This is a genomic window from Synechococcus elongatus PCC 6301, assembly GCF_000010065.1.
GTDB classification, from domain to species: domain Bacteria; phylum Cyanobacteriota; class Cyanobacteriia; order Synechococcales; family Synechococcaceae; genus Synechococcus; species Synechococcus elongatus.
Genome location: NC_006576.1, coordinates 800,193 through 824,365, shown reverse-complemented (window position 1 = coordinate 824,365; position 24,173 = coordinate 800,193). Strand labels below are relative to the sequence as shown.

Here is a 24,173-nt window from a genome sequence, read left to right as displayed (position 1 = left end):
ATTTAGCTGGAGGCGCTGGTGTAGAAGCGCAGGGCAAAGCGCCAAAAGCGATTAGAGAGCCAGAGCAAGGCGATCGCGAGGAAAGCTGCGCCAGAGAGCCAAAATAACGGGCGGCGATCGAGGGCGGCTTCGGCGGGAAAGGTCGTGAGAAAGGCAACCGGCACAACGAAGGTGAAAAAGATTCGGAAGCCTGCGGGATAGGCACTGATCGGATAGCGTCCCGCTTCCACCAGCCCGCGCAGAACCTCGGTGACGTTGTAGATTTTGACGAACCAAATGCTGAGCGACCCCATCATGAACCAAAGGCTGTAGAGAATCACCAAGCTACAGGCCAGCGGCAAAATGCCTTGCAAATAATCGAGCAGCGACAACCCCAACTGTTGACCGGCATAGCCAATCAGCACCAGTCCAAAGAGAAAGTCAGGGATGCCCCAAGGCGAAAGGCTGCGGGTCGAGAGCCAAAATTGCGAGCTGACGGGCTTAAGCAGCACGAAATCTAAGGTGCCTTGCTGGACTTGCTCGACGATTTTGTTGAGGTTGGGCACAAACAGTGTGGCCGAAGCGCCTTGCAAGAGCGTGAAGATGCCCAATACGAGCTGTGCTTCTGGCCAAGACCAACCCTGAAAGCGGTAGCCCGTACGATAGAAGAGGAAGAGGCCAAATAAGCTGCCCGCCAAACCACCCAAACTACTGAAGCTGGCGAGGAGAAAATTGAGACGGTATTCCAGTTCCGCCGCGATCGCGGTGCTCCAGAACAGCGCCAGAATTTTTAGGTAGCGCCCCATGCTTTCGCCGTCACTTTCACCGCTGCAGGTGGCTATCAGCTTGGGGGATCCTGCCGGGATTGGTCCCGAAGTGGCGCTCAAAGCGCTGGCGATCGCCCAGTCTCAAGGCCTTCTTCAGCATACCGAGATCACCTTGGTCGGTAGTCCGCTCTGCTGGCAGACCTGTTATCAAAATCTGCGATCGCGGACTGAGGTAGCAGATCCTGCTGACTTTGCTCAACGGACGACGGCAGATCCTCCAACGGACATTCAGACTGGCGAGATCACAGCCGAGAGCGGCGAAGTCAGCTTTCGAGCGTTGGAAAGCGCGATCGCAGGGACGCTAGAAGGACAGTTTGAAGCGATCGTTACGGCGCCCATCGCCAAGGCAGCTTGGCAACTGGCGGGGCATGGCTATCCGGGGCAAACAGAGGTGCTGGCTGAGGCTGCTCAAGTCTCGCGATCAGGGATGTTGTTTGTGGCGCGATCGCCCCAGACGGGCTGGGAACTCCGCACCCTGTTGGCGACAACGCATATTCCGCTGCGGGACGTCCCTCATGTCCTTAGCCCCGAGTTGCTGACCCAGAAACTCAGCCTCTTGATCGACTGTCTGCGGCAGGATTTCGGGATTGATCGACCGACGATCGCGATCGCAGGACTCAATCCCCACAGCGGCGAGCAAGGCCGCCTCGGACGTGAGGAACAGGATTGGCTAATCCCGTGGCTAGCATCGATGCGCGATCGCTTTCCGCAAGTCCAGCTACAGGGGCCCCAACCGCCCGATACGCTCTGGCTTTCAGCGGGGCAGGCTTGGCAGCGAGCGGGCGTGGCTGCGCCGGATGCTTATCTGGCGCTCTATCACGACCAAGGTTTGATCCCTGTAAAGCTGTTAGCCTTCGATCGCGCAGTTAATACGACGATTGGCTTGCCGTTTGTGCGGACTTCGCCGGATCACGGCACGGCTTTCGATATCGCGGGTCAAGGCATGGCGCGACCTGAGAGTTTTCTGGCGGCGCTGGAATTAGCGATCGCCCTCGCGCACAATCGTCGTCAGCGTGCTCTTCAACTGGAAACGGTGTGATGGAAGTCTGTTATTACGGTGCCAACAGCTGGCTAGTGCAATGGGCGGGTCTGCGCCTGCTGATTGATCCGTGGTTGGTGGGGCCGCTCAGCTTTGGTAATCAGGCGTGGTTTTTTGAAGCTCGCCACAAGAACCAGTGGACGATTCCTGAGGCGATCGATGCTCTGATTTTGTCCCAAGGTCTGCCGGATCATGCCCATGTGCCGACCCTAGAACAGCTCGATCGCAGCATTCCTGTCTTTGCGTCACCCGCAGCGGCCAAAGTCGCTCGCAAGCTGGGCTTTAGCCAAGTCACGGTGCTGAGTCCGGGTGAGAGCGTCACGATCGGCAATCTAGAACTACAAGCCACCAAGGGCGCACCCGTCCCGCAAGTCGAAAACGGCTACCTACTTCGCGATCGCCAGTCGGGACAAAGCCTCTACTACGAGCCGCACGGTTTTCATGACCCTAGCGTGACTGGCCCTGTGACTGCTGCGATCGCCCCAATCGAAAGCCTAGACTTGCCGCTGGCAGGGCCGATCATCCAAGGCGCCAAAACAGCTCTGGAATTAGCACAACGGCTGCAACTCCAAGTCCTATTGCCAACGGCTACGGGCGGCGATATCGAGTCCAAAGGCATTCTCAACAAGATCATTCGCGGCTCCGGCAGTCAGGCGGAACTGGAAGCGCAACTCAGCGCCGCAGGGCTAAAAACCAGCATCTTCAAACCCAGCTTGGGTGAGTTGCAACCGCTGCCGGTGGGCTGATGGCGCGGGAACTGCGACGGCTCTGGCTGCCACCCGAACAATTGCAGGGCGATCGCTGGTCGTTAACGGCGGATCAACGTCATTACTTGCAGCGGGTTTTGCGCCTCAAACCAGGCGATCGCTGTGCCGTGATCGACGGGCAAGGCGGCTTGTGGACGGCAGAATTGGGCGATCGCGATCAGCTTTTCCCCGTAGGAGCTGTGCCAGTCCTGCCGCCTGCTCAACCAAGACTGACGCTGATCCAATCCCTGCCTAAACAGGGCTTCGATGAGGTGATTCGTCAGGCAACCGAGTTGGGCGTGACCACGATTCAGCCGGTGATTAGCGATCGCAGTCAGGTGCGACCAGAAGCGCAGAAAACTGATCGCTGGCGCAAGATTGCGATCGAGGCCAGCGAACAATCAGAACGCCTCTACCTCCCGCAGCTTGAACCGATCCGTTTGTGGTCAGAAGCGATCGCTCAAATCCCCGCAGATTCACTGCGCTGTATCTGCTTGGCACGGCGATCGCTGCCAAACTTACTGCCTTGGCTGCAAGCCCAACCGGCTTGGACGGATCTCGCGATCGCAATTGGTCCCGAAGGCGGCTGGAGTGACGCCGAGATTGAGCAAGCGATCGCTGTCGGATGGACGCCGGTTTCCCTTGGGTCATCAATTTTGCGAGCGGTGACCGCGCCGATTGTGGCCCTCAGCCTGGCTCAGGCCGTCGCTGCAACGCGATCGCTGGACTGATACCCTGGCTGAGATGAAGACAGACAAGCTGTTTTACGCAATTTTTGCGACACTGCCCGATTTGGTGACGGAACTGGTGGAGGGTATTCCGCCCGAGGCAAAGTACCGGTTTTCGGCACCGGTGGTGAAGGCGCAAGAGTTTCGGCTAGATGGATTGCTGGAGCCGATCGAAGAAGGAAGCGGCTATCCAACAGTGTTTTTAGAAGCGCAGATGCAGAGCGATCGCGGCTTTTACAGTCGCTACTTTGCAGAGTTATTTGGTTACATCCGTCAGTATCCCGAGGCAGCCAATTGGAGAGGGCTATTGCTGATCAGGGCGCGATCGCTGGACTTAGGTGAAGAGTCGAGTTTTACGGAACTGCTGCAGGGACGAGTGCAGCGGCTGTATCTAGAGGATTTGATCGGGCGATCGCTGAATTCAGTGCGATTGCAGTTGCTGAAGCTATTGGTCGTACCAGTGGCAGCGATAGGAGAGACGGCGAGAGCGGTGTTGTTGTCAGCAGAGGATGAGGATGCGTTTGAGCAGCTACTCGAACTGGTGGAGGCTATAGTGGCAAGTAAGTTGCCTCAGCTTGAGATTGAGGAGATTCATCAAATGCTCGGTATTGAAGTCTCCGACTTAAAACAAACCCGCCTCTATCAAAGCGCGGTGGAAGAAGGTGAGAAAAAGGGACGCCAAGAAGGTGAGCTGGCTCTGGTCTTGAGGCAGCTGCAGCGGCGATTTGAGAACTTAACGGAAGAGCAGGAGCAGCAGATTCGATCGCTGTCATTGGAGGCGATCGAAGCCTTGAGTCTTGATTGGCTCGACTTTGAGACTGTCGCTGATTTAAATCGCTGGCTCCAAAAACATTAAATGCATGGGATTGCAAAAAAGACCTTAAGCCCACGCGCTTCTCTCAGCCCGTCGTGAAAAAGACTGCAATATCGCACTGAATACTTTGGCTGCCCGCTCAAGTGGAATGGTCAAGATTGGCAATCGCTACCTATTGCAGCAACGCGATCGCCCAATCTTTAACTGAAAAGGTTAAGCGATCGCCTCAAAAAAGCGATAGTGTTTTAAGGCTTCCAGAATGCCATTAGCATAGTGGCCCTCAGCAAAATAGACGCGCTCGTAGCTGCGCAGTGGCTCCGATTCCGGTGAGTAATTGCCAACTACAACGCCGAGATTATGGCCCTTGAGCATTTCCTCATCGTTACCAGAATCGCCTGCCACCAAAATGTTCTCAAGAGGAATCCGCCAGCGGAGTGAGAGGTGGCGAATCGCATCCCCTTTCGAGGCAGCTAGCGGCAGAATGTCAAGAAACTCCTGATGGGAATAGATTGACTTCAGCCGCAGGCGATGGCGGCGAAGATGTTGCCGTACTTCTCGCAGCACAGTCTCGTGGCGATCGCGGACAAAGAAGCTGACTTTGAAGGGTGTTTGATCCTCTTCCGGCTGCAGTTCAAGAAAGGGTAGTTGTGCCATTACTGCCCGAATTCGCTGAGGATTCCAGTTGCGATTGATATGCTTTTCCCAGCTGATATCCGGTTCAGCATCGGTGCCATAGTGAATCTCGCTGCCGACGGAAGTCACCCAGAAGTTTGGCGAAGGAACGCCCCACTCTTTCAAGACTTCTTGGGCAGAGTCTAGGCGACGCCCCGTGGCAATTCCAAAGGCAAAATGATCGCGATACTGATCGAGATAGGTCATTAAATTCTCGAGTCCTTGACGATCGGCCAACAGTGTGTTGTCGATGTCACTAACGACAAGGCGTTTGGCATCAATCAAGCGTTTGCGACTCCGTACGAAACTGACAGCACGACGACGAGGCAAAGCCACCGTTTCCATGCGCTCAAACAGGGTATTGACATGTTGATCCCAGCTGTAATGGGCGGGAACTTTTTCAATGCCATTGCGGTGATAGCACTGCCAAAGATCGCGATCGCTCAGCAGGGTGGCGAGTGCAGTCGCGATATTAGCGGGTCGGCTGACATCAACTAAAGTGCCGAAATCACAGTGTTTGAGAATTTCCTGGGGGCCGCCATCATGGGTTGCCACCACCGGCACGCCGCAGCTTCCTGCCTCCAAAATTGTCAAACCAAAAGGTTCGGTCAGCGCCGGATTGACGAATACCCCGCCGGAATGAGCCGCTAGGCGATAGAACTCCGGCACATCATCAGCCTGATGCTGTTTGGGATAGGCGACGCTGCCGTAGAGGTCGTAGCGATCGACCAGATGGAAAATCTCTTGGAACACCTGCCGACTGCCGCGATCCATCTGGTTGATGTCTTGGCGGCTGCCCAGTACTAAGACAAGGTTGGCTTTTTTGCGCAGCCAAGGATGTTCGCCAAAGGCTCGCACCAGCGCCGGTACATTTTTGCGAGGTGCGGGGCGACAGAGGCAGAGAATTTGAGGTTTTTCTGGGTCGCGCAGAAAGCGGCTCAGTTCCTGTTGGAGAACAACACCGCGATCGCCCAAGGGCTGAAACCTGAAGCGATCGGTATCGACACCCGGTGGAATGACAAGCTTGCGCTCTGGGTTGTAGCGATCGTAAACGCGGTATTGCTCCTCCACTTCCTGCTGAGTGCTGGCGACAATCCAGTCAGCATGAGTGAGCGTCATCTCCTCCGCATCAATTCGCTGTTGAATATTGAATTGCGCTTCAATTTCCTCAAGCGGCCAGTCTTGCTCCAACAGCTTTTTTAGCTTGATCCGCCCCAGAGAATGCCCTGTGAAAATTAGCGGTACATTCAACCAGCGACTCAGCAGTGATCCCACTTGGCCAGCATCAGCATAGTGGGCCTGAATCCAAGTCGGGGTGCGCTTTTGCTGAGCCAGATATTGGAGAATTGCATCCGCAAAGGTGTAGAGATGGGGCCAAAGCAGCTCTTTACGGAGGTAGCGTTTGGGGCCAAAAGGCAAACGGACAATCCGACCTTTGGGCGCAAAGGGTTCGATCGCCTGACTGTAACCAACACTGACGCGGGGGTCGGTGATTTGGCGGGTGATGATGTCGACTTGTTGGACTTGTGGGGATTTAGCTTGGGCTTGAGCCAGTTCTAAGACGTACTTGGTCTGCCCGCCGGTGTCGGCATCTCGCCCCAGTTCCAAGTTCTGCCCTCGCAGCAGACCATGGGTCTGAATGTGCAGAATGTAGAGATTTTGAGCTGCCACGCGCTAGTCAGCCTCACAGAAAACGCCCCCATCCTAGTCTCCGATCCGAAAAGGTGGGGTGGTAGCGTAGGGGCGTTGCATGGCTGGTATCGATGTTTTCGAGCCGCTCACCAAGGATTATGGGCCCGCGCCGACCCGCGATCGCGATCGCCCTCGGTCTGCTGCTGTTAGCTTTCCTGATCTTGGTGGGGTTGAGTCTTGGCTCCTCAACAAGTCTGATGTCTCACGATGAGGGCTATTACGCCCTGCAGGCCCGTTGGATTGTGGAAACGGGTGATTGGGTAACGCCGCGCTGGTGGCAAGAGCCACTCTACGACCGCACAATCGGGGTGCAATGGCTGATCGCTGCGAGTTACAAGCTGTTTGGCTTCTGCACCACTGCCGTCCGCCTACCGGCTTTGCTCAGTGGACTGGCAACGCTCTGGTTGACCTTTGCGATTGGCGATCGCCTCTTGCCTCGTCCCCAAGCCCTGTTGGCGGCGGGCATTCTGCTAGTGACGCCCCTTTGGTTTCAGTACGCGCAACTAGCAACCCAAGATATGCCGTTGCTAGCGGTCGAGTTGCTCTCGATTTGGGCGCTCCTACAAGCCGTCTCGGGCGATCGCCGAGCTAATCTCTGGGGCTTTGTGGCGGGTTTGGGGGTTGGCCTTGGCTTTTTGATCAAAGGCTTCATGATTGGCGTGCCACTGCTTGCGATCGCTCCTTGGTTTTTCTGGTATGCGCCGAAGCTACTGCGCAATCGTGGCCTCTGGCTTGGCCTCATCGTCGGCTGGATTCCGGTCGGGATTTGGCTCTGGGGCAGTCAGCAGCGCTGGGGTGATCTCGCGATCGCCCAACTCTTCGACAAATTTTTCTTTCTGGCCAGCGAAGATCTCTACAGCCAGCCTTGGACTTTCTACCTCTGGAACTTGCCGCTCAATGCTTTCCCATGGCCACTGTTTGGGCTAATTGGCTGGGTTCGCCTCTGGCTGCGACCGGAACGCGATCGTGATTTACAGCGGCACTATCAATGGCTACTGGGTGTCTATCCGCTGCTACTATTGCTGATTCTCTCCAGCTTTCGCACCCGCACGCCTTACTACGCCTTGCAGCTGTTGCCCTGGGTGGCTTTGCTGGCAGCAATGAGCTTGAGCTGGCTGGCGACCAGTCTGAAGCCATCCTCTGGATTTAGCTTGAGTGCTCGTCAGCCGACTCATCGCTGGACTGCAATGCTGAGCTGGACCTTTGGCGGATTGGGACTGGTGTTGGTACTCGCTGCGATTGCCCTGCTCTCGGGTCAAATTTCAGCCCTTGCCGATCCGAGTTTGCGTCCCTATGGCTGGGTGGCGATCGCGCTAGGGCTGGGCTGGCTAACTCTGCCGATTGTCTATAGCCAGCGGCAACAACTGCGGAAAGCCAGTCTGCTTTGGTGCTGTGGCTGGCTGCTCGGACCCTGGTTGGGGCTAGCCACCGTCAGCCATTGGCACCTGCTGAGCGATCGCAGTCCCGTAACGCGCTACGCACTGCAACAACCGGCAGTGCAAGCTCTATTACGAGAAGCACCCGTCAATTTTTGGGCGATCGATCCGGTGGATGGCACAACTCATCAGCAGTGGATTCAACTGGCCCTCAACAGTCCACGCTTGGGTCAGCGCCTGCAGACGATTACCGATCGGCCAGCGGGCGATCGCGTTTGGGTTGCCCCTGCCCAAGTCCCCGCCTTGCCAGACAACTGGCAGCACCGTGCCTCCATGCAGGGCTGGGTTCTCGTGGAAGCCGTGCTAGCACCGGCCCCCCAAGTCGCTGTGCCAGTGGAACCTGGGCCCCCTCCCCGAGACTGAACCCCAGACGCCCTAAACCCTGACCGAACAGTTCTTCTTGGTGATTGCTGACGATGGCTCGCTACACCTTGGAAATCGCGGATCATTTGCTCGCCTACATCGAAGCGCAGGGGCTGGACCCTGAAGCGGTCATTCAGGAAGCCCTCGAAACCTGGCGGCGGCAGCATCGACAAACTGCGATCGCGCAGCACTATGCCGCTCCGGCCGATCAGGATTTGGGCTGGGGGTTCACGGCAGAGGATCTAGATCCAGAAGCATTCGAAACGTTTTTGGATCGCTGGAATTGATCCCGCGATCGCTGAGTCGCTTGGCCCAAAAACACCGCTGGCTGCAGGATTACGAGGCTGAGGCCGAATAATGGACGATAGCCTGCTACACACACACCCATGAGCCTTGAAGTCCTGGCCACTGAGCCAGCGCTGGAATACGGATTAGAGCGGTTTTTTTTGGCTCTGGTCGTCGCCCTTAGTGTGGCAACTCTACCCCAGGTTTTTAGCTGGTTTCGCCAAATTCCCTACACTTTACTTTTGGTGATTGCGGGGTTAGGGCTGGCCCTATTTAATGTCCGGCTGATCAACTTATCGCCGGAGTTAATTCTCTCGATTTTCTTGCCGCCCCTATTGTTTGAAGCGGCTTGGAATTTGAAATGGAATAACCTCAAAAAAGATTGGGTTCCAATCAGCCTCTATGCCGTGATTGGCGTCGGAATTTCAATCCTTGGTATCGCTTTTGGACTCTCGCAGACTACCTCAGTTCCTATCGTGATTGCCCTCTTGATTGGGGCAAGTTTGGCGACAACAGATCCAGTGTCTGTGATCGCCATGTTCCGTGAGTTAGGGGTGGCAGAACGGACACGAACCTTGGTCGAGGGCGAAAGTCTTTTCAACGATGGGGTCGCAGTTGTTACCCTCAGTCTTCTGCTAGCGCTGCCGCTAGAAGTGCAAGGGTTTGAGGCAAAATCACTGCTGGCCGACTTAATTCGCTATCTCGGTATCGGCATTGGTTCCGGTTGCCTGATCGGGTTCGGGGTTTCGTTTCTGACGCAACGACTCGATCTACCGCTGCTCGAACAATCCTTGGCCCTTGTGGCCGCCTACGGCAGTTATCTCTTGAGTGAGCAACTGGGCGGTTCTGGCGTGATTGCAGTGGTGCCGGTTGGCCTGATTTTGGGCAATTTTGGCTCGCGCATTGGCATGAGCCCACGCACCCGAGTCATCGTCACGGAGTTCTGGGAGTTTCTAGCTTTTTTTGTCAACTCAATCGTCTTTCTCTTGATTGGCGATCAGGTGCCCTTGGAGAGTCTCTGGCAGAACCGTGGAGCGATCGCGATTACTGTCGTGGCGATGCTGGCAGCAAGAGCGATCGCGACCTTTGGCTTGGGCTGGCTCAGTAATCGGCTGTCGCACTCCGACCTCTCGTGGCGCGAGTTGGTTGTGGTCTGGTGGGGTGGCATTCGCGGCGCTGTTTCGATCGCGCTAGCGCTGAGCATTCCGACGGTGCTGCTCCAGCGGGATTTGATTACGGCGACCGTGTTTGGCTCGGTGCTGTTTACCCTGTTGGTCCAAGGGCTGACGATGAAACCACTGCTGGGAGCACTGGGATTACTCGGCGATCAAGCTCTACGGCAACAGTATGCGGAGGCGATCGCGCGCCAAACGGCCTTACAGCGGGTGCTGCTGCGCTTACAACAGGCCGAACCGCAGGCGGAGATTGACCCAGAGTTTTGTCGCGAGCAAATCCAGTTGATTGAAGCCAAGCTGAAGAGTCTGGCGCAAGAGCTGACGGAACTCTGTGATCGCCAGCCCGAGTTGCAGCACTATGCACTCGAGAGCCTACAAGACGAACTGTTGGCGATCGAAGCGGATACCTACGCGGAATTTGTGCGATCTGGCCAGCTTAGTCAGGAACTCTCACCGATCCTGGGGGAGACGCTCTCTTTCCCTGCTCAGCCCCCCGCGATCCCCGACTAAGGTCGAACTCAGATGCATCAAAAGATTTGGCAAGTTAGGTATAGCCCAGTGCTAGCGAGTCCTTGGTGCGACGGGTAAGTCTAAAGGACGCCGCTCCTCGGCGGTTTTTCAGGAGCTTAGGCAAATGGTTCTCCGCCTCGATAAGGGGCTGTTTCAGCTCGACGACTTCAACGACTATCACGCTATTTTGGGCGTCTCTGTCGATGCGACACCCGAACAAATTCGTCGTCAGTACCTCCAAATTGTGCGTCGGCTTCACCCTGATCGCTTGCAGGGCGATCGGCAACAGCTGCGAGACACCAGTACCCTCGTGCTTGCCAGAGTTGTCAACCCGGCTTACAACGCCTTATCACAGCCGCAGCGCTATCAAGATCACCTCCTGGTATTACAAGCCAAAGCGCAGCAGGCCCGAGCGCGCCAAATCTCGATTCGAGCCATGCATGAGGCTGCTCAAAAGCTGGCCATCAGTCCTCAAATTCGTGCCGACTATCAAGCTCTTGTTCAGCAACTCTCGACCGATCTCTACAGCTCGCTCTCGGAAATTGAAGAACGCATTAACCAGCTGAGCGAGCTCAACCTTGTCTATCTGCAGCGCAATCCGGGCGTGGCTGAAACAATGCCGATGGCTAAGGTTACAGTCACCCCAGTTCCTGCTGCTGCGACAGCTGCGACTCAAGGGGAAGCGGCTCCTGTCGCAACTGGAGCCACGAGTACATCTGAGCGGGTTGCCAGTTACCTACGACGGGCTGAGGACTACGTCAGCAAGCAAGCCTTTGCTCCGGCGATCGCGGAACTGCGGGATGCCCTCCGTCTCGATGCCAACGATAGCCGCTGCCATGCCTTGATGGGGTCCATCTATTTGCAGCAAAATCAACTGACCATGGCTCGGGTTTCAATTCGCAGGGCTCTGGCGCTGGATCCTCAAAATGCTCAAGCCCTTGAGGCCCAACGGCAACTCGCCCAGCAAGACGCCAAGGCTGCGCCGCCGCCACCGCCCAAAGGCAAGCGAGGGCTGCTCGGCGGTTGGTTTAGCAAGAACAAGTAAGACAGACTGAGGACAGATCAAATTCATGGTGCATCAGCCTCCAGCCGGTACTCGCGACCTGCTGCCCCAAGACGTGACCCAAAAGCGCTGGATCGAAAGCCGCTTGCAGCAGGTTTTTCAGCAGTGGGGCTATCAACGCATCATCACGCCGACATTGGAGCGGTTGGATACCTTGGTAGCCGGCGGTGCTGTGCAGCGCTCAGCGGTAATCCAAGTGCAGTCCGATGAGGAGTCGGGCTTGGGACTGCGGCCGGAGTTGACGGCTTCGATCGCGCGAGCGGCAGTCACTCGGCTGGCAGGTTCTTCCCTGCCGCTGCGGCTCTACTACCTCGCCAATGTCTTTCGTCCGGCCTTCCAAGGCGATCGCCTCCAGCAGCGCGAACTGTTTCAAGCTGGCGTGGAACTGCTGGGGGTCGGCGGGACGCTGGCAGATGCTGAAGTGTTGCACGTGCTGGCGGATGCTTTGGCGGAGCTGGGCTTTGGACAGCCGCCGCTGGGGAGCTGGCATCTAGTCGTCGGTGAAGCCAGTCTGACCCGATCGCTCCTACAACCCTTCCCCAAAGACCTGCGCGAAAAGGTGCGGCAGGCGATCGCTCAGCTCGATCGCGTCACCTTAGAATCTCTGCCCCTCGAGTCCCAACTCCGCGATCGCGCCTTGTTACTGCATGATCTACGCGGTCAACCAGATCAGGTTTTTGCCAAACTCCAGCAACTGACCCTGACTCCCCTCGAACAGACCCTGCGCGATCGCCTAGCCCAACTGGTTGAGCTCTATAACGCTAGCGCTGGCCCCCAAGATTCGCCGTTGCTGCTCGATTTAAGCTTGCTGCGCAGCTTTGACTACTACACTGGCATCGTCTTCGAAGTCGTCTATGAAACACCGACTGGGCCTTGGGTGTTGGCTCAGGGCGGCCGCTATGATCGCCTCTTGGATGTCTACGATCCGCAGGCAGCCGGTCAGCCCGGCATCGGTTTCTCCTGCAACATTGAGAACCTGCAACAGGTATTGCTAGCGGCCAACCGCTTGCCCCACCGCCCGCCCGCCATCGATCAACTGGTGATTCCCGTTGATTCCGAGGCTTATGGGGCTGCTTTGGCCGAAGCCCAGCGTCTGCAGCGTCAGGACCAGCTGCGAGTGGAGCTCTACCTCGACAGCGATCGCCGGCCAGAAGTGGTGCAGGCCTTTGCCCAGCGGCGACGGATTGGTCGCATTGTTTGGGTGAGTAGCGGCAGCGCCCCCCAGAGTGAAGCGGTGGCCGTGGCGGAGCGAGCCACCACAACTTGTTAGGCTAGGGGGCGTTATCTCGCTGACTTGCTGTTGTGGCGCACACCATTGTTACGAATACCTGCGAAGGGGTCGCTGACTGTGTCGATGCCTGCCCGGTTGCTTGCATCCAAGAAGGGCCGGGACGCAACCAAAAGGGAACGACTTGGTACTGGATTGACTTCAGCACCTGCATCGACTGCGGTATTTGCCTGCAAGTCTGTCCGGTCGAAGGTGCCATTCTGCCCGAAGAACGTCCCGAGTTGCAGCAAACGCCCTAAGGTCCAATGAATGCTGCGCCACTGCTTGATCTAGACCAAGTTTTTGCGGGCTACCTTCCCGATCTGGATATTGTCCAAGGGGTCAATCTCCAAGTCGCGGCGGGTGAATTGCTGACGCTCTTGGGACCCAATGGCGCCGGAAAATCTACTTTGGCTAAGACGCTACTGGGTCTGGTACCAGTACGCAGTGGCAGCATTCGTTTCCGCGGGCAAGAGATCAGTCGTCTCAGCTCCGAAGCGATCGTGCGGTTGGGCATTGGTTATGTGCCGCAAGTGCGAAACGTTTTTGCCAGCTTGACGGTAGCTGAAAATCTAGAGATGGGGCTGTTCCAAATCCGGCCCCAGCATCGACCCGCTGCGATCGCCCGCATCTATGACCTGTTCCCGACCCTCGCCACTCGGCGATCGCAGCGAGCTGGAACGCTGTCCGGCGGTGAACGTCAACTCTTAGCAATGGGGCGAGCCTTGGCGGCAGAACCGACGCTGTTGGTTTTGGATGAACCATCAGCAGCCCTGTCGCCGCTGATGGTTGCGACGGTCTTCGAACAAATTCGTGCGATTAACAACAGCGGCACCACAATCATTTTGGTGGAGCAAAACACCCGTCGTGCCCTACAACTAGCCGATCGTGGTTGCATTCTTGAGAGTGGTCGCGATCGTCAAACTGGTCCAGCTGCAGAGCTTCTTGATGATCCGCTCCTCGGTGAACTCTATCTAGGGCGATCGCAGGAGTCGTAATTGCAGCGGATTGCGATCGTGCTGCCAAGGATGGGACGAATTAGTAATCTTTGGTGTGATCTGAGGCGTTTTAATCCAAGCAAATCACAAGGACAATCCTTCGTAGTTGCGAATAAAGTCAGGGAGATCGTCAGCCAGTAGGGGTCTGCTGAAGTAGAATCCTTGGGCAAAATCACAGCCCCAACTATGGAGTAATTCCAGTTGTTCTCGTTCTTCTACGCCTTCTGCAGTGGTTCTCAAACCCAGCCGTTTGGCTAAATCAATAATCGTACGCACCACGGCCTGCGATCGCTCGTCTTCTACGATCGGGGTGATTAAACTGCGATCGATTTTGAGCCCCTGCGCTTGGAATTGAATGAGGTAGGCCATGCTGGAATACCCCGATCCAAAGTCATCGAGTGCGACATCTACTCCTAGATCTTGTAGATAGGAACTGAGGGCGATCGCAGCAGCTGGATCCTTGGCAATTGCGCTTTCGGTATATTCCACAATCAACTGGGAAGGTGGCAGTTGACTACTCTGGAGTGCTGTCTTGACTGTCGCAGCCCAGCGTTCGGTCTTGAGATCAACAAAGCTGCAGTTCACTGCTACGCGCAAGTGCGCTAGATCGGGTTGTTTAGCCCACTCCGCTAGCTGATGGCAGGCTTCATGAACAGCCCATTCTCCTAGCGATTCAATTTGCCCAGAATCTTCAGCCAAGGGAATGAAAAGGGCGGGTGAAATGTAGCCGAAATGGGGATGGTTCCAGCGCAGCAACGCTTCGAGACTAATGATTTGACCAGTACGCAGGCTAATAATGGGCTGATAAGCGAGCTTGAGTTCTTGTTCGGCGATCGCCTGGCGCAGGGCAAACTGTAAGGCTGCTTCTTGGCGAATACTGTCGTGTAAAGGGAGGCGATAGATCACTGTACAATCCCCGCCCCTGCGTTTGGCGGCAAACATTGCCTGATTGGCGCGATCGAGCACCATCTCCTCAGTCAAATTGGTATCGACCAGAACGATGCCAATACTCGCCGTAAGACTAATCCCCGCAGCTGCTGCAAGAGAACCAGAGATCGCGATCGCACTACGGACTTCATCCGCGATCGCAATCGCCTCTTCTTCCTGGTAGCAAGGGGCAATCACAGCCGCAAATTCATCGCCTCCCAAACAGGCCAGCTCAGTACCATAGCCGAGCACCCGCCGCAAATTGAGAGCCAAGCTACGCAAGAGATAGTCACCGAAGTGATAGCCCGCAGCATCGTTGACGCGTTGGAAGCGATCAAGGTTGATTCGCAAGAGGGCGAAGGGTTGCTTGTGTGTCTCGACCCGCCCGAGGTTATGGCGAATCGATTGGTACATCCCTTTCCGATTGGGAAGACCTGTCAGTGCATCGGTCTGGAGTTGTTGTTGAGTCCGGATCTCAGCAGCAGCCTGAAAAGTCAAATCCTGCTGGACGATGACAATCGTTTCTAACTCCCCATCATCTGACAAAATGGGCAGCAGTTTTTCTTGGACGAGATAAAATTCTTTCTCCTCTGTCTGATATTCGACCATAGCGTTTAGTGCTTGCCCTGTGCGGAGCATTTGTAAGAGGGTATGTCGCTCGGTAGGCTGGGTTCGCAACTGAGTAAAGTCAATACCAACAATAGAGTCGAGTGATTTATTTTGACGTTCGAGCAGTGCCTGATTAGCCCAAGTGATAAAGCCTCGATTATTACAGCGAATCATCAGATCGCTACTGTGCTCTAAAGCCAGTTCTTGTTGTCGCAGTCGATGGCGTAGGAGCGGTGAGAGCTTACCCTCTGAACAGGGGTTACTTCCCTCGACTTCCCTGCCCCCGACTGTGGTTTGAAGGACACCTAGATAGCAATGACTGCTGTTTTCCAGTTGACAAGGATAGGCTAGAAGATACCAGTTGCTCTCAATGCTGTCTGCCCGTAATTTACCCGTGTGCTGCCAAATCCCCTGGGATTGAATCGCTTGGCGAAAGCTTACCTGCCAGTCATGGCTAGACGTGCTGTTTTGCCAGAGTTGTTCAACGGCAAATCCCTGGAGCGATCGCTTCCAAAGTTGCTGAGGATCAAGCCATTGCTCAATACGCCAACCCCAGTCAAGTTCTGCTGTCAGACTAAAGAGAACAGTTGGCATGGCCGAGGGGGAGCACAAAGCGTGCACTGGAAGTATTTACTGATAGCACTCTGCTGGCGCTATGGCGTAGTCGTCTGTGCTAAAGATGACAGCCAACTTGCACATTATCCTGCTTTTGAGGCTTGACAAGTCTGACAAAGACCAAAGAATTCTAGGGTGTGATAAAAGATCCCGAAACCATAGGCTTGCTGCAGGTCTTGCTCGAGGGCATGCACTGGGCATTCATCGATCGCGATCGAAATATTACAGCGTAGGCAAGTTAAATGATGGCGGTCTTCGCGGTGCACGCTATAGAGTGATTCGCCGGACGTCAGCGTACGAACTTGCAGTTGTCCAGAGAGCTTTAAGGCTTCCAGCGATCGATAGACAGTGGCGAGACCCATGCTCTGTTGCTGTTGGCGTAACTCAATGTAGAGGTCTTGAGCAGAAATCTCTTGTTTGAGCCCTTGCAGGACTTCTAGGATCTTTTGCTGATTTTGGGTGCGACGGCTGGCCATAGCCCTACGGTAAGAGTCCCGATCTCAGCCTTGGAATGCCAACTGGTGCAAGAAGGTACTAGGCCCAAGTAGTGGCGATCGCCCAAGGCAATCTGACTGCATCTTGGCATAGAGGGGCTGGGGTTCTGTGCTGGTGAGCTAGGTGAAGTCACTGCCTGGCATCCCGTCTGAAGTGCGGTTTCCCCGTCAAGCCGTAAAATTAAGAACGGTTCTGCCCTGGGGAATGCACCTTTGACCCGCTATCACGCTCGGATTTACGTCACCTTGCGGCCTTCAGTGCTCGACCCGGCAGGGGCGGCGGTTCAAACTGGCCTGCAGCACCTTGGTTACGACTCCGTCGAGCAGATCCGCATCGGTAAGTACATCGAACTGTCACTGCAAGCGGAGACTGAAGCGATCGCCCGTGAACAGCTCGATCAGATGTGCGATCAGTTGCTCGCTAACCCCGTGATTGAGAACTATCGCTTTGAATTGGAAGCGGTGGCAGGAGTAGCAGCGTGAACGTCGGCGTTATTGTTTTCCCCGGCTCAAACTGCGATCGCGATGTGCAGTGGGTCACTGCAGGTCTGCTAGGTCAGTCCACCCGCATGATCTGGCACGAGGAGCGCGATCTCTCGGGCTTGGATTTGATTGTCGTGCCCGGTGGCTTTAGCTACGGCGACTATCTCCGTTGCGGCGCGATCGCCCGCTTTTCGCCGGCCATGCAAGCAACGGTTGCCTTCGCTGAGGCGGGTGGCTTGGTCTTGGGCATTTGCAATGGCTTCCAAATCCTGACAGAAGTTGGGCTCTTGCCCGGTGCGCTGGTGCGCAATCGCGATCTCCATTTCCGCTGCGAAACTACACCCCTGCGAGTCGAGCGGAGTGATCGCCCGTGGAGCCGCACCTACCAGCAAGGTCAGATTCTGAATCTGCCGATCGCCCACGGGGAAGGTCGCTACCATGCAGACCCTGCAACCTTGGCAGCGCTGGAAGCGAATGGCCAAGTCCTGTTCCGCTACCTCGACAATCCCAACGGTTCTTGCAACGATATTGCGGGCATCACCAACGTGGCTGGCAATGTCTTGGGCATGATGCCCCACCCCGAACGGGCTGCAGAGGCGATCGCAGGTAGTGTCGATGGTCTGGGCCTGTTTGCAGGTCTGCTCGAGCCGGTTGCAGCCTAGGGCGACGGATCGGGAACTCCAGCAGAGGCGGAAGCGACTAGGCTGAGAGCACGGTAAGTCAGGAGAAGCAGCCATGCGGCGATCGCCTTGGCAACGGGTGTTAGCAGGGAGCGTGCTGGCAGCGGCGCTAGTCGGCTGCGATCGCCTGCCATGGTCTCAGTCTGACCAGAGCCAAGAGTGGCCCTTAGATGCTCCAGTGGCGGTGTCCCTCAAGGAGCAAGACTCGGTAGATGGCATCGTCACAGCGCCAGAAGATGCCCAGGTCACCTTGGCGGTGGAGTCTTTGCGGATCTGCAAGGAGCGGGCCAACCCTGCAGACTGTCTGCTGATTCGTGGCCGCTTGCGGACGCCCACAGAGTTTATGGGTACTTGGGAAGCGGCGGGCTCGCCCGCCAACAACACTGAGTTCCAATGCTCCGTTGCGGCCCAAGAAATCGATTGCCAAGAGAAGCGGCGGGAAGAAGATGGCAGCGCAGCGACCACCCGCTATTGGCTAGTGCGAAAGTAGACCGTGCTCAGAGTCATGGATCGCTTGGGTCAATCGCACCAAGGTTGAGGGTTTCCCGTGAACAGGCTTTAATTAACGCCCATGCGTCTGCGTCAACTGTTGCTGGGCTGTCTGCTGCTCTTCTGGCTCTGTGTAGGGCTGGTGGGCTGTGTGGCGCTCCCAAAGGCGATCGAGAGCGATCGCATTGTGGTGGGAACGGCAGCGCGACTGCGAACTCTGGATCCCGCCGATGCCTATGAACTGCTTTCGGGAGCTTTGCTCTATGCCCTCGGCGATCGCCTCTATACAACGCGACCCGATAGCGTTGAAATCGTGCCGCAACTGGCAACGGCTCTGCCAGAGATCAGTCCGGATGGCCTGACCTATCGCATTCCCCTGCGGCAGGATGTGCGCTTCCACGACGGCAGCCCGTTTAATGCGGCGGCCATGGCCTTCTCTCTGCAACGCTTCATCAAAAACGGTGGCCGCCCTTCCTATTTGCTGGGCGATCGCGTGGCCTCCATTCAGGCAACTGGCGATTACGAGCTGACGATTCAGCTCAAAGCTCCCTTTGCACCCTTCCTCGCCCTGCTGACCTTCCCGGGCCTCTGTGCAGTTTCGCCGCAAGCCTATCAACCGGCTGCCGGACAATTTCTACCGCAGCAATTTGTCGGCACTGGCCCCTATCGTCTGGAATCATTTCAGGGCGATCGCCTGCGACTGGCGGCCAATCGTGACTACTGGGGCGAGAAACCCCGCAACGAAGGTCTCGATATTCAGATTTTCTCCAGCCCCTCCAATCTCTACAGTGCTCTAGGGACTGGCTTAGTCGATGTCGCCTATCAGGGCTTGGATGCCGAACAAATTCGGGGATTGCGCCAGCAGGCCGCTGAGGGCCGAATTCAAATCAACAATAACGATGGCCTTGGCATTTATTACCTAACGGTCAACGTCCTCAGCCCGCCCCTCGATCGCCCTGAGGTGCGGCAAGCCCTTGCACTGGCGATCAACCGCGATGTGATCCGCGATCGCGTTTTCTATGGACAGGTGCAACCCCTCTACAGCTTGGTTCCTTCGGAGTTTCCGGTTTCGGAGCCGGATTTTCCGCGCAACAATCCGGAGCAAGCCCGAGCGGTATTAACAGCCGCAGGCTATTCCTCCAGCAAGCCGCTCAAGCTCGATCTCTGGTATCGCTCCAATCTCAATAGCAATGTCTTGGCTGCCAGTACCCTGCGTGCTTCAGTCCAGCAGCAACTAGACGGTTTGATTGACCTGCAGCTGCAGGGTGTGGAATCGACCACGGCCTACGAAAATCTGGAGAAAGGTGCCTATCCCCTATTTTTGCTCGACTGGTTGCCCGACTTTCTGGATGCCGATAACTACTTGCAGCCTTTTCTCGCTTGTAGCCAGGGCAATCCGCAGCAGGGCTGTCAGTCCGGCAGCAGCTACTATCAAGGCTCTTTCTACTACAGCGATCGCGCCAACCAACTGCTTCAACAAGCAGGAGAAAGTACGGATCCCCAAGCTCGCGATCGCCTGTTGCGGGAGCTTCAACAGCTCAGCGCTGAGGATTTACCCTTCATTCCGCTCTGGCAAAATCGCGAATATCTATTCAGTCAGCCCTACATCCAGGGTGGCAATATTCGAGCCTCGGGGGCGATCGCCTTTGGCCAACTTCGCAAGGTGAAAAATGTCGCGCGCTAGGGATTTGGGCCGCTACCTGCTGGCGCGACTATTGTTGCTGCCCCTGATGCTCTGGACGATCGCGACGTTGATCTTCCTGTTGCTGCGGGCGACGCCCGGCGATCCGATCGATGCGATTTTGGGGCCGAAAGCACCGGCGGCAGCTCGCCTAGCCCTGCGATCGCAACTCGGGCTCGATCGCCCGCTCTGGCAGCAATATTTCGACTATCTCGGTCAACTGCTCAAAGGCGATCTCGGGCAATCTCTTAGTAGCCAAGGTCAGTCCGTACGCCAGATCATCGGCGAATATTTCCCGGCGACAGCGGAACTCGCGATTGCCAGCTTAGCGATCGCGATCGCAATTGGTCTGGGACTTGGGCTGATGGCTGCGGCGAAACCCAACAGTCGGCGCGAAACGGCCAGTCGCCTGTTTGGGATTTTGACCTACGCTCTGCCGACCTTCTGGGCAGCGATGCTGGCGCAACTCCTGTTTGCCGTCGATCTCGGCTGGTTCCCGGTCGGCACTCGCTACCCCGTCACCCTCGATCCGCCCCTAGGACCGACCGGCCTGTATGTGCTCGATGCGTTGCTCAAGGCCGACTGGCGGGCAGCGGGTTTGGCGCTGCGTTATTTAGCCCTCCCAGCCCTGACGCTCGGTCTCTTACTGAGTGGTGTGTTTGAACGGCTGGTGCGGGTCAATCTGGGGCAGTCGCTCCAAGCAGACTACATCGATGCCGGGCGATCGCGGGGCCTATCAGAACGGCGGCTGTTGCTCAATCACGCCCTGCGCAATGCTCTGATTCCAGTCGTGACCCTGCTAGGACTCACCCTGGCCTCCCTACTGGGCGGTGCTCTGCTGACGGAAGTCGCCTTCTCTTGGCCGGGGCTGGCCAACCGACTCTACGAAGCAATCTCCCTGCGAGACTATTCGACGGTGCAGGGCATCATCGTTTTCTTTGGTTGTTTGGTGGTGCTAGCCAGCATCGTGGTCGATTTCATCAACGCCCTGATTGACCCCCGAATTCGCTACTAGGCGATCGCGACGCGCTACGGACAACGATTACATCGGCAGAGGGGAAGGGTACGATGCTGAGAGCCTTTTTCCCCGAATGTGATGAGCTGGCAGCGGCGCCTGAAATACATCATTGCGACCCTCCAACCGCTTCTTTGGCTGCCCGCTATTCTGCTCAATGCTTGGTGTGTGCTGCTGATTTGGGATTACTTTCGTGGCCCCATTTCGATTTTTCTCTCAGCAGCATTGCTCTCGTTCATCCTTGGGCTGCCGGTGCGGGCCCTAGAGCGCTGGCGGGTACCGCGTCTGCTGGCGGTGCTGATTATTTTGGCGGTGATTGTTGTCCTGCTGCTGCTAGTGACGGTGACGCTCTTGCCGATTTTGATCAACCAGGTCTCTGCCTTGGCCAATACGCTGCCGCGATCGCTCAATGATGGCTTTCAGCAGTTTCAGTTGCTCGAACAACACCCCTTCTTTAGCCGGATTCCCTTGGATCTGCGAGCGGTGTTAGGCACAGTCGTGAGCCGCCTGTCGGAACAGCTGCAGGCTTTGACGAGCCGCTTGCTGGAATTGCTCTTGGGAGTGGCGAGTGGTGCTTTGCAAACGATGCTGACCTTGGTGATCAGCTTCTATTTATTGCTACGCGGCGATGAAGTTTGGGATGGACTCTACAACTGGTTGCCTGTACGTTGGCGATCGCGGGCGCGATCGGCCTTGGAGCTGAGTTTCCGCAACTATTTGCTTAGCCAGATGACGATCGCCTTTTTGATCGGCAGCTCGGCAACCATTGTTTTGTTATTGCTGGGTCTGCGCTTTTGGCTGTTGCTGGGCTGCGGCATTGGCCTACTGGCGATCTTTCCGTTTGGTGGCAGTATCAGCATTGTGAGCTTGGCGATCGTGCAGATGTTCAGCAATCCTTGGCTGGGCTTCCGAATCTTGGTGTTCTGCTGGGGCACCGATCAGCTGATTGAAAACCTGATTGCGCCACGCCTGTTTGGCAAGTCAATTGGGGTTCACCCCGTTTGGGTGCTGATGGCTATTTTGATTGGGGCGCAGCTCGGCGGTTTACTGGGTGTGATCTTGGCAGTACCGACGGTTGGCTGTCTGCGAATTTTGCTGGATGACTATCGTGTGGTCCCAAATTAAACATTTCCCACCGATCGCAGGGCTGCGATCGCCCGCTGTGCGAGTGCGTTGGATTGCTGTGCTGACGGCGATCGCGGGCAGCCTGAATTTACTCGTGGCAGTGTTGCCGCATCTGCCTGAGCGATCGCGCTGGCTAGGACAACTGGCTACTTTGACCGTTGAAACGCAAGGGCGAGTCGCTGGAGCTGTCATTGGCTTTATTTTGCTGACCCTAGCCAATCAGCTATTGCGCCGCAAGCAGGTCGCTTGGCTGCTGACGGTGCTGCTTTTAAGTCTCTCGGTTGCCCTCAAAGGCGTGCGAGCCCACCATCCAGCTTTGATTGCTCTCGACCTGATCTTGCTGGGTTGCTTGGTCGGCGATCGCAAGATCTACATCGCGCGCTCGGATGCGCCGTCGCGGGTGCGAGCGGTGCGGGTACTGTTGGGGGCGCTGCTGTTCAGTTTGGCCTACGGCACCTTGGGGCCGTTTTGGCTCGATCGCCACTACTCCCGCGACTTCGATCTATTCACGGCTCTTCAACAGGTGTTGCAGCTATTTTTTAGCTGGGATGCCCGTGTGGCATTGCCCCAAACACGGTTTGGTCAACTGTTTGCGGAATCAATTTTTAGCGTCGGGCTACTGACGCTTGGCTATGCCTTTTTGTTATTGCTACAACCTGTTTGGCAACCACCGGCGACGGTGACAGAACGACGGCAGGCGACCGCGATCGTGCGGGCCCATGGCCATACCTCTCTGGCGCGGTTGACGTTGCTGGAGGACAAATCCTACTGCTTTAGTCCCAGCGGTGAGAGTCTGATTGCGTTTGTGCAACGGGGGCGGGGAGCGATCGCCTTGGGTGATCCAATTGGTCCTGCCCGCGATCGCGAGGCGATCATTCAGCAGTTTTTGCGGGAATGTCAGCAGAACGATTGGTTGCCTGCGTTCTATCAGGTTCTACCCGATGACTTGCCGCTCTATCAGCGTCAGGGCCTAGCCTCGGATCAAATTGGTCAAGAAGCCGTCATCCCTCTGCAAGACTTTAGCCTACAGGGCAAACGAGGGCGGGGCTTCCGCAGTACCCTCAGTCGTTTGGAACGAGCTGGCTACCGCTTTGAGGTGATTCCAGCCGCAGAAATATACCCCTTGCTACCTGAATTGCGTTTCGTCAGCGATACGTGGCTGAAGCGGATGAAAGGGCCAGAAAAACGCTTTTCGGTAGGCTGGTTTGATCGCGATTACCTCACCAGTGGCAGCATTGCTGTCGTGCGATCGCAGGATGGCCAAATTCAAGCGTTTGCCAACTGGGTTGAAGAATTTCAGCGCAATGAACTGACGCTCGATTTAATTCGCTTTTTGCCCAGTGCTGAAAGCAGCACGATGGAGTTTTTACTTGTCAATACGATTTTGGCTGCTAAGGATCGAGGCTTTGATAGCTTCAGCTTAGGACTCTCGGCTCTTTCTGGTTTGGATCAACTCGATCAACCGAATCAAGTGGAACAGGGCTTAGATTACCTCTATCGCCACCTCGATCGCTTCTATCGCTTTCAAGGACTGCACAGCTTCAAAGAGAAGTTCCATCCCGACTGGCAGCCACGCTACTTTGTCTATCCCAACTTGGCTGCTATCCCGAGCCTAGTAGTCACCTTGGTTCGAGCAGATTCTGGCGATCGCTGGCTCGATTACTTCCGAGCTAATGACTGACAAGTCTGTGAGCTCCTTCAATCACTCACTGCAAAAAGGATGCTGGAAGCAGTCTAGTTATTAACTGGGCAGCCACTCCGAGAAGCGATCGCATCCTGTTTGATAGCTGCGCATAATCCGACCGGCACCCCGTAACTGTTGCCAATAGCGATCGCTGACAGGATCGGCTGTTGGATCGAGCCAGTCGATGCCGATACCATTGCGCCCAATCTCACGCCCTGAACTATGAAGATAGGCGCGATCGCCTAAGTAGATCGCCACATGGGTACAGCGATCGGGTCGACCAAAGAAGATCAGATCACCAAGTTCTGCCGCTTTCCAACTGGGTAATGACTCACAGAATTGTTCCTGTTGCCAAGCATCGCGCGGCAGCCAAATTCCCTGCGCTGCAAAAGCGGTCTGTACCAATCCTGAACAATCGTAATTAGGCCCCAAGCAACCGCCCCAGAGATAGACATTCGGTTGAGCTGCCGCAGCTTGGGCAAAGGCGATCGCATCTGGAATTACGGCCTCAATTGTGGCGCGATCGTGTTGCTTGGGTTGATAAATCAGGCTGGCAGGTTGAAGGTGTTGGCGATCGTTGGCTGAAATCCAGCCCGGGTAGTCATCTTCGGCCAGTCGTACCAGCCAAGCTTGATCTTGCTGTTCCAGAATCTGCAACCGGCGACCGGCTGCTGCTTGGGTGGCAAGGCGATCGCAGGCAGGGGAATCAAACAAGTTGAGATCAGTCGTGATTTGCCAGTGAGTGGGGGCCGGCAATTCGGTAGACTCGAGGCTTCT

23 protein-coding genes are annotated in these 24,173 nt (G+C 56.1%); 18 read left to right on the top strand and 5 right to left on the bottom strand.

Translation table 11 applies throughout. The features are described 5' to 3' along the window. Positions 1-2 precede the first annotated feature (2 nt). Complete coding sequence (locus SYC_RS03805; RefSeq protein WP_011243047.1) at positions 3-785, bottom strand: ABC transporter permease; 783 nt, start codon at positions 783-785, stop codon at positions 3-5. On the opposite strand from SYC_RS03805, the gene pdxA reads away from it, so the two are divergent. Genes pdxA through SYC_RS03785 form a run of 4 tightly spaced genes read left to right on the top strand, consistent with a single transcriptional unit; the run spans position 784 to position 4,175 of the window. Continuing rightward, complete coding sequence (gene pdxA / locus SYC_RS03800; RefSeq protein WP_011243046.1) at positions 784-1,845, top strand: 4-hydroxythreonine-4-phosphate dehydrogenase PdxA; 1,062 nt, start codon at positions 784-786, stop codon at positions 1,843-1,845. The two genes, SYC_RS03805 and pdxA, sit on opposite strands and share 2 nt — an antisense overlap. Then, on the top strand, positions 1,845-2,591 hold the full coding sequence (locus tag SYC_RS03795) for an MBL fold metallo-hydrolase (protein WP_011243045.1): 747 nt from the start codon (positions 1,845-1,847) through the stop codon (positions 2,589-2,591). Before pdxA ends, SYC_RS03795 begins: the two co-directional genes overlap by 1 nt. Continuing rightward, on the top strand, positions 2,591-3,322 hold the full coding sequence (locus tag SYC_RS03790; RefSeq protein WP_011243044.1) for a 16S rRNA (uracil(1498)-N(3))-methyltransferase: 732 nt from the start codon (positions 2,591-2,593) through the stop codon (positions 3,320-3,322). The genes SYC_RS03795 and SYC_RS03790 overlap by 1 nt, the downstream gene beginning before the upstream one ends. A gap of 13 nt (positions 3,323-3,335) precedes the next feature. Continuing rightward, the gene (locus tag SYC_RS03785; protein ID WP_011243043.1) at positions 3,336-4,175 is read left to right on the top strand and encodes an Rpn family recombination-promoting nuclease/putative transposase; all 840 of its coding nucleotides are present in this window, start codon (positions 3,336-3,338) and stop codon (positions 4,173-4,175) included. A gap of 171 nt (positions 4,176-4,346) precedes the next feature. On the opposite strand, the gene SYC_RS03780 is transcribed toward SYC_RS03785, so the two are convergent. Then, positions 4,347-6,476, bottom strand: a complete 2,130-nt coding sequence (locus tag SYC_RS03780) for an HAD-IIB family hydrolase (RefSeq protein ID WP_011243042.1) — start codon at positions 6,474-6,476, stop codon at positions 4,347-4,349. Between the two features lie 119 nt (positions 6,477-6,595). Here SYC_RS03780 and SYC_RS03775 point away from each other — a divergent pair, with 119 nt between their 5' ends. The 7 genes from SYC_RS03775 (at position 6,596) to SYC_RS03745 (ending at position 13,594) form a co-directional block, all read left to right on the top strand. Next, positions 6,596-8,296: an ArnT family glycosyltransferase gene (locus SYC_RS03775; protein WP_162010021.1), complete on the top strand. Its 1,701-nt coding sequence runs from the start codon at positions 6,596-6,598 to the stop codon at positions 8,294-8,296. Positions 8,297-8,349: 53 nt separating this feature from the next. After that, positions 8,350-8,583: a hypothetical protein gene (locus SYC_RS03770; protein ID WP_011377740.1), complete on the top strand. Its 234-nt coding sequence runs from the start codon at positions 8,350-8,352 to the stop codon at positions 8,581-8,583. Positions 8,584-8,682: 99 nt separating this feature from the next. Next, on the top strand, positions 8,683-10,266 hold the full coding sequence (locus SYC_RS03765; RefSeq protein ID WP_011243040.1) for a cation:proton antiporter: 1,584 nt from the start codon (positions 8,683-8,685) through the stop codon (positions 10,264-10,266). A 124-nt stretch (positions 10,267-10,390) separates the two neighbouring features. Continuing rightward, entirely contained in the window at positions 10,391-11,311 is a 921-nt protein-coding gene (locus SYC_RS03760; RefSeq protein WP_011243039.1) for a J domain-containing protein, read from the top strand. A gap of 25 nt (positions 11,312-11,336) precedes the next feature. After that, positions 11,337-12,599: an ATP phosphoribosyltransferase regulatory subunit gene (locus SYC_RS03755; RefSeq protein ID WP_011243038.1), complete on the top strand. Its 1,263-nt coding sequence runs from the start codon at positions 11,337-11,339 to the stop codon at positions 12,597-12,599. A 32-nt stretch (positions 12,600-12,631) separates the two neighbouring features. Continuing rightward, complete coding sequence (locus SYC_RS03750) at positions 12,632-12,856, top strand: indolepyruvate ferredoxin oxidoreductase subunit alpha (RefSeq protein WP_011243037.1); 225 nt, start codon at positions 12,632-12,634, stop codon at positions 12,854-12,856. A gap of 6 nt (positions 12,857-12,862) precedes the next feature. Beyond that, a complete protein-coding gene (locus SYC_RS03745; protein ID WP_011243036.1) occupies positions 12,863-13,594 on the top strand; it encodes an ABC transporter ATP-binding protein in 732 nt (243 codons plus the stop codon). 84 nt (positions 13,595-13,678) lie between these two features. Here the strand turns inward: SYC_RS03745 and SYC_RS03740 are convergent, their stop codons facing one another. Both SYC_RS03740 and SYC_RS03735 read right to left on the bottom strand, forming a co-directional pair. Beyond that, the gene (locus SYC_RS03740; protein WP_011377742.1) at positions 13,679-15,724 is read right to left on the bottom strand and encodes a putative bifunctional diguanylate cyclase/phosphodiesterase; all 2,046 of its coding nucleotides are present in this window, start codon (positions 15,722-15,724) and stop codon (positions 13,679-13,681) included. 104 nt (positions 15,725-15,828) lie between these two features. Next, the gene (locus SYC_RS03735) at positions 15,829-16,221 is read right to left on the bottom strand and encodes a Fur family transcriptional regulator (protein ID WP_011243034.1); all 393 of its coding nucleotides are present in this window, start codon (positions 16,219-16,221) and stop codon (positions 15,829-15,831) included. Between the two features lie 231 nt (positions 16,222-16,452). Between SYC_RS03735 and purS the strand changes: the two genes are divergently transcribed. The 7 genes from purS (at position 16,453) to SYC_RS03700 (ending at position 23,393) form a co-directional block, all read left to right on the top strand. Then, complete coding sequence (gene purS / locus SYC_RS03730; protein ID WP_011377743.1) at positions 16,453-16,722, top strand: phosphoribosylformylglycinamidine synthase subunit PurS; 270 nt, start codon at positions 16,453-16,455, stop codon at positions 16,720-16,722. Then, on the top strand, positions 16,719-17,384 hold the full coding sequence (gene purQ / locus SYC_RS03725; protein WP_011243032.1) for a phosphoribosylformylglycinamidine synthase subunit PurQ: 666 nt from the start codon (positions 16,719-16,721) through the stop codon (positions 17,382-17,384). Before purS ends, purQ begins: the two co-directional genes overlap by 4 nt. A 73-nt stretch (positions 17,385-17,457) precedes the next feature. Next, complete coding sequence (locus SYC_RS03720; RefSeq protein WP_011377744.1) at positions 17,458-17,892, top strand: hypothetical protein; 435 nt, start codon at positions 17,458-17,460, stop codon at positions 17,890-17,892. A gap of 81 nt (positions 17,893-17,973) precedes the next feature. After that, positions 17,974-19,575 (top strand): ABC transporter substrate-binding protein, encoded by a 1,602-nt coding sequence (locus SYC_RS03715; RefSeq protein ID WP_011243030.1) that lies wholly within the window; start codon positions 17,974-17,976, stop codon positions 19,573-19,575. Continuing rightward, positions 19,562-20,587 carry an ABC transporter permease gene (locus tag SYC_RS03710; RefSeq protein ID WP_011243029.1) on the top strand — a complete coding sequence of 342 codons (1,026 nt, stop codon included), beginning with the start codon at positions 19,562-19,564 and terminating at the stop codon, positions 20,585-20,587. Before SYC_RS03715 ends, SYC_RS03710 begins: the two co-directional genes overlap by 14 nt. A gap of 81 nt (positions 20,588-20,668) precedes the next feature. Further along, complete coding sequence (locus SYC_RS03705; RefSeq protein ID WP_011243028.1) at positions 20,669-21,712, top strand: AI-2E family transporter; 1,044 nt, start codon at positions 20,669-20,671, stop codon at positions 21,710-21,712. Beyond that, positions 21,687-23,393: a bifunctional lysylphosphatidylglycerol flippase/synthetase MprF gene (locus tag SYC_RS03700; protein WP_011243027.1), complete on the top strand. Its 1,707-nt coding sequence runs from the start codon at positions 21,687-21,689 to the stop codon at positions 23,391-23,393. The genes SYC_RS03705 and SYC_RS03700 overlap by 26 nt, the downstream gene beginning before the upstream one ends. A gap of 60 nt (positions 23,394-23,453) precedes the next feature. On the opposite strand, the gene SYC_RS03695 is transcribed toward SYC_RS03700, so the two are convergent. Continuing rightward, entirely contained in the window at positions 23,454-24,152 is a 699-nt protein-coding gene (locus tag SYC_RS03695; protein WP_011377747.1) for a C40 family peptidase, read from the bottom strand. Positions 24,153-24,173: the final 21 nt, after the last annotated feature.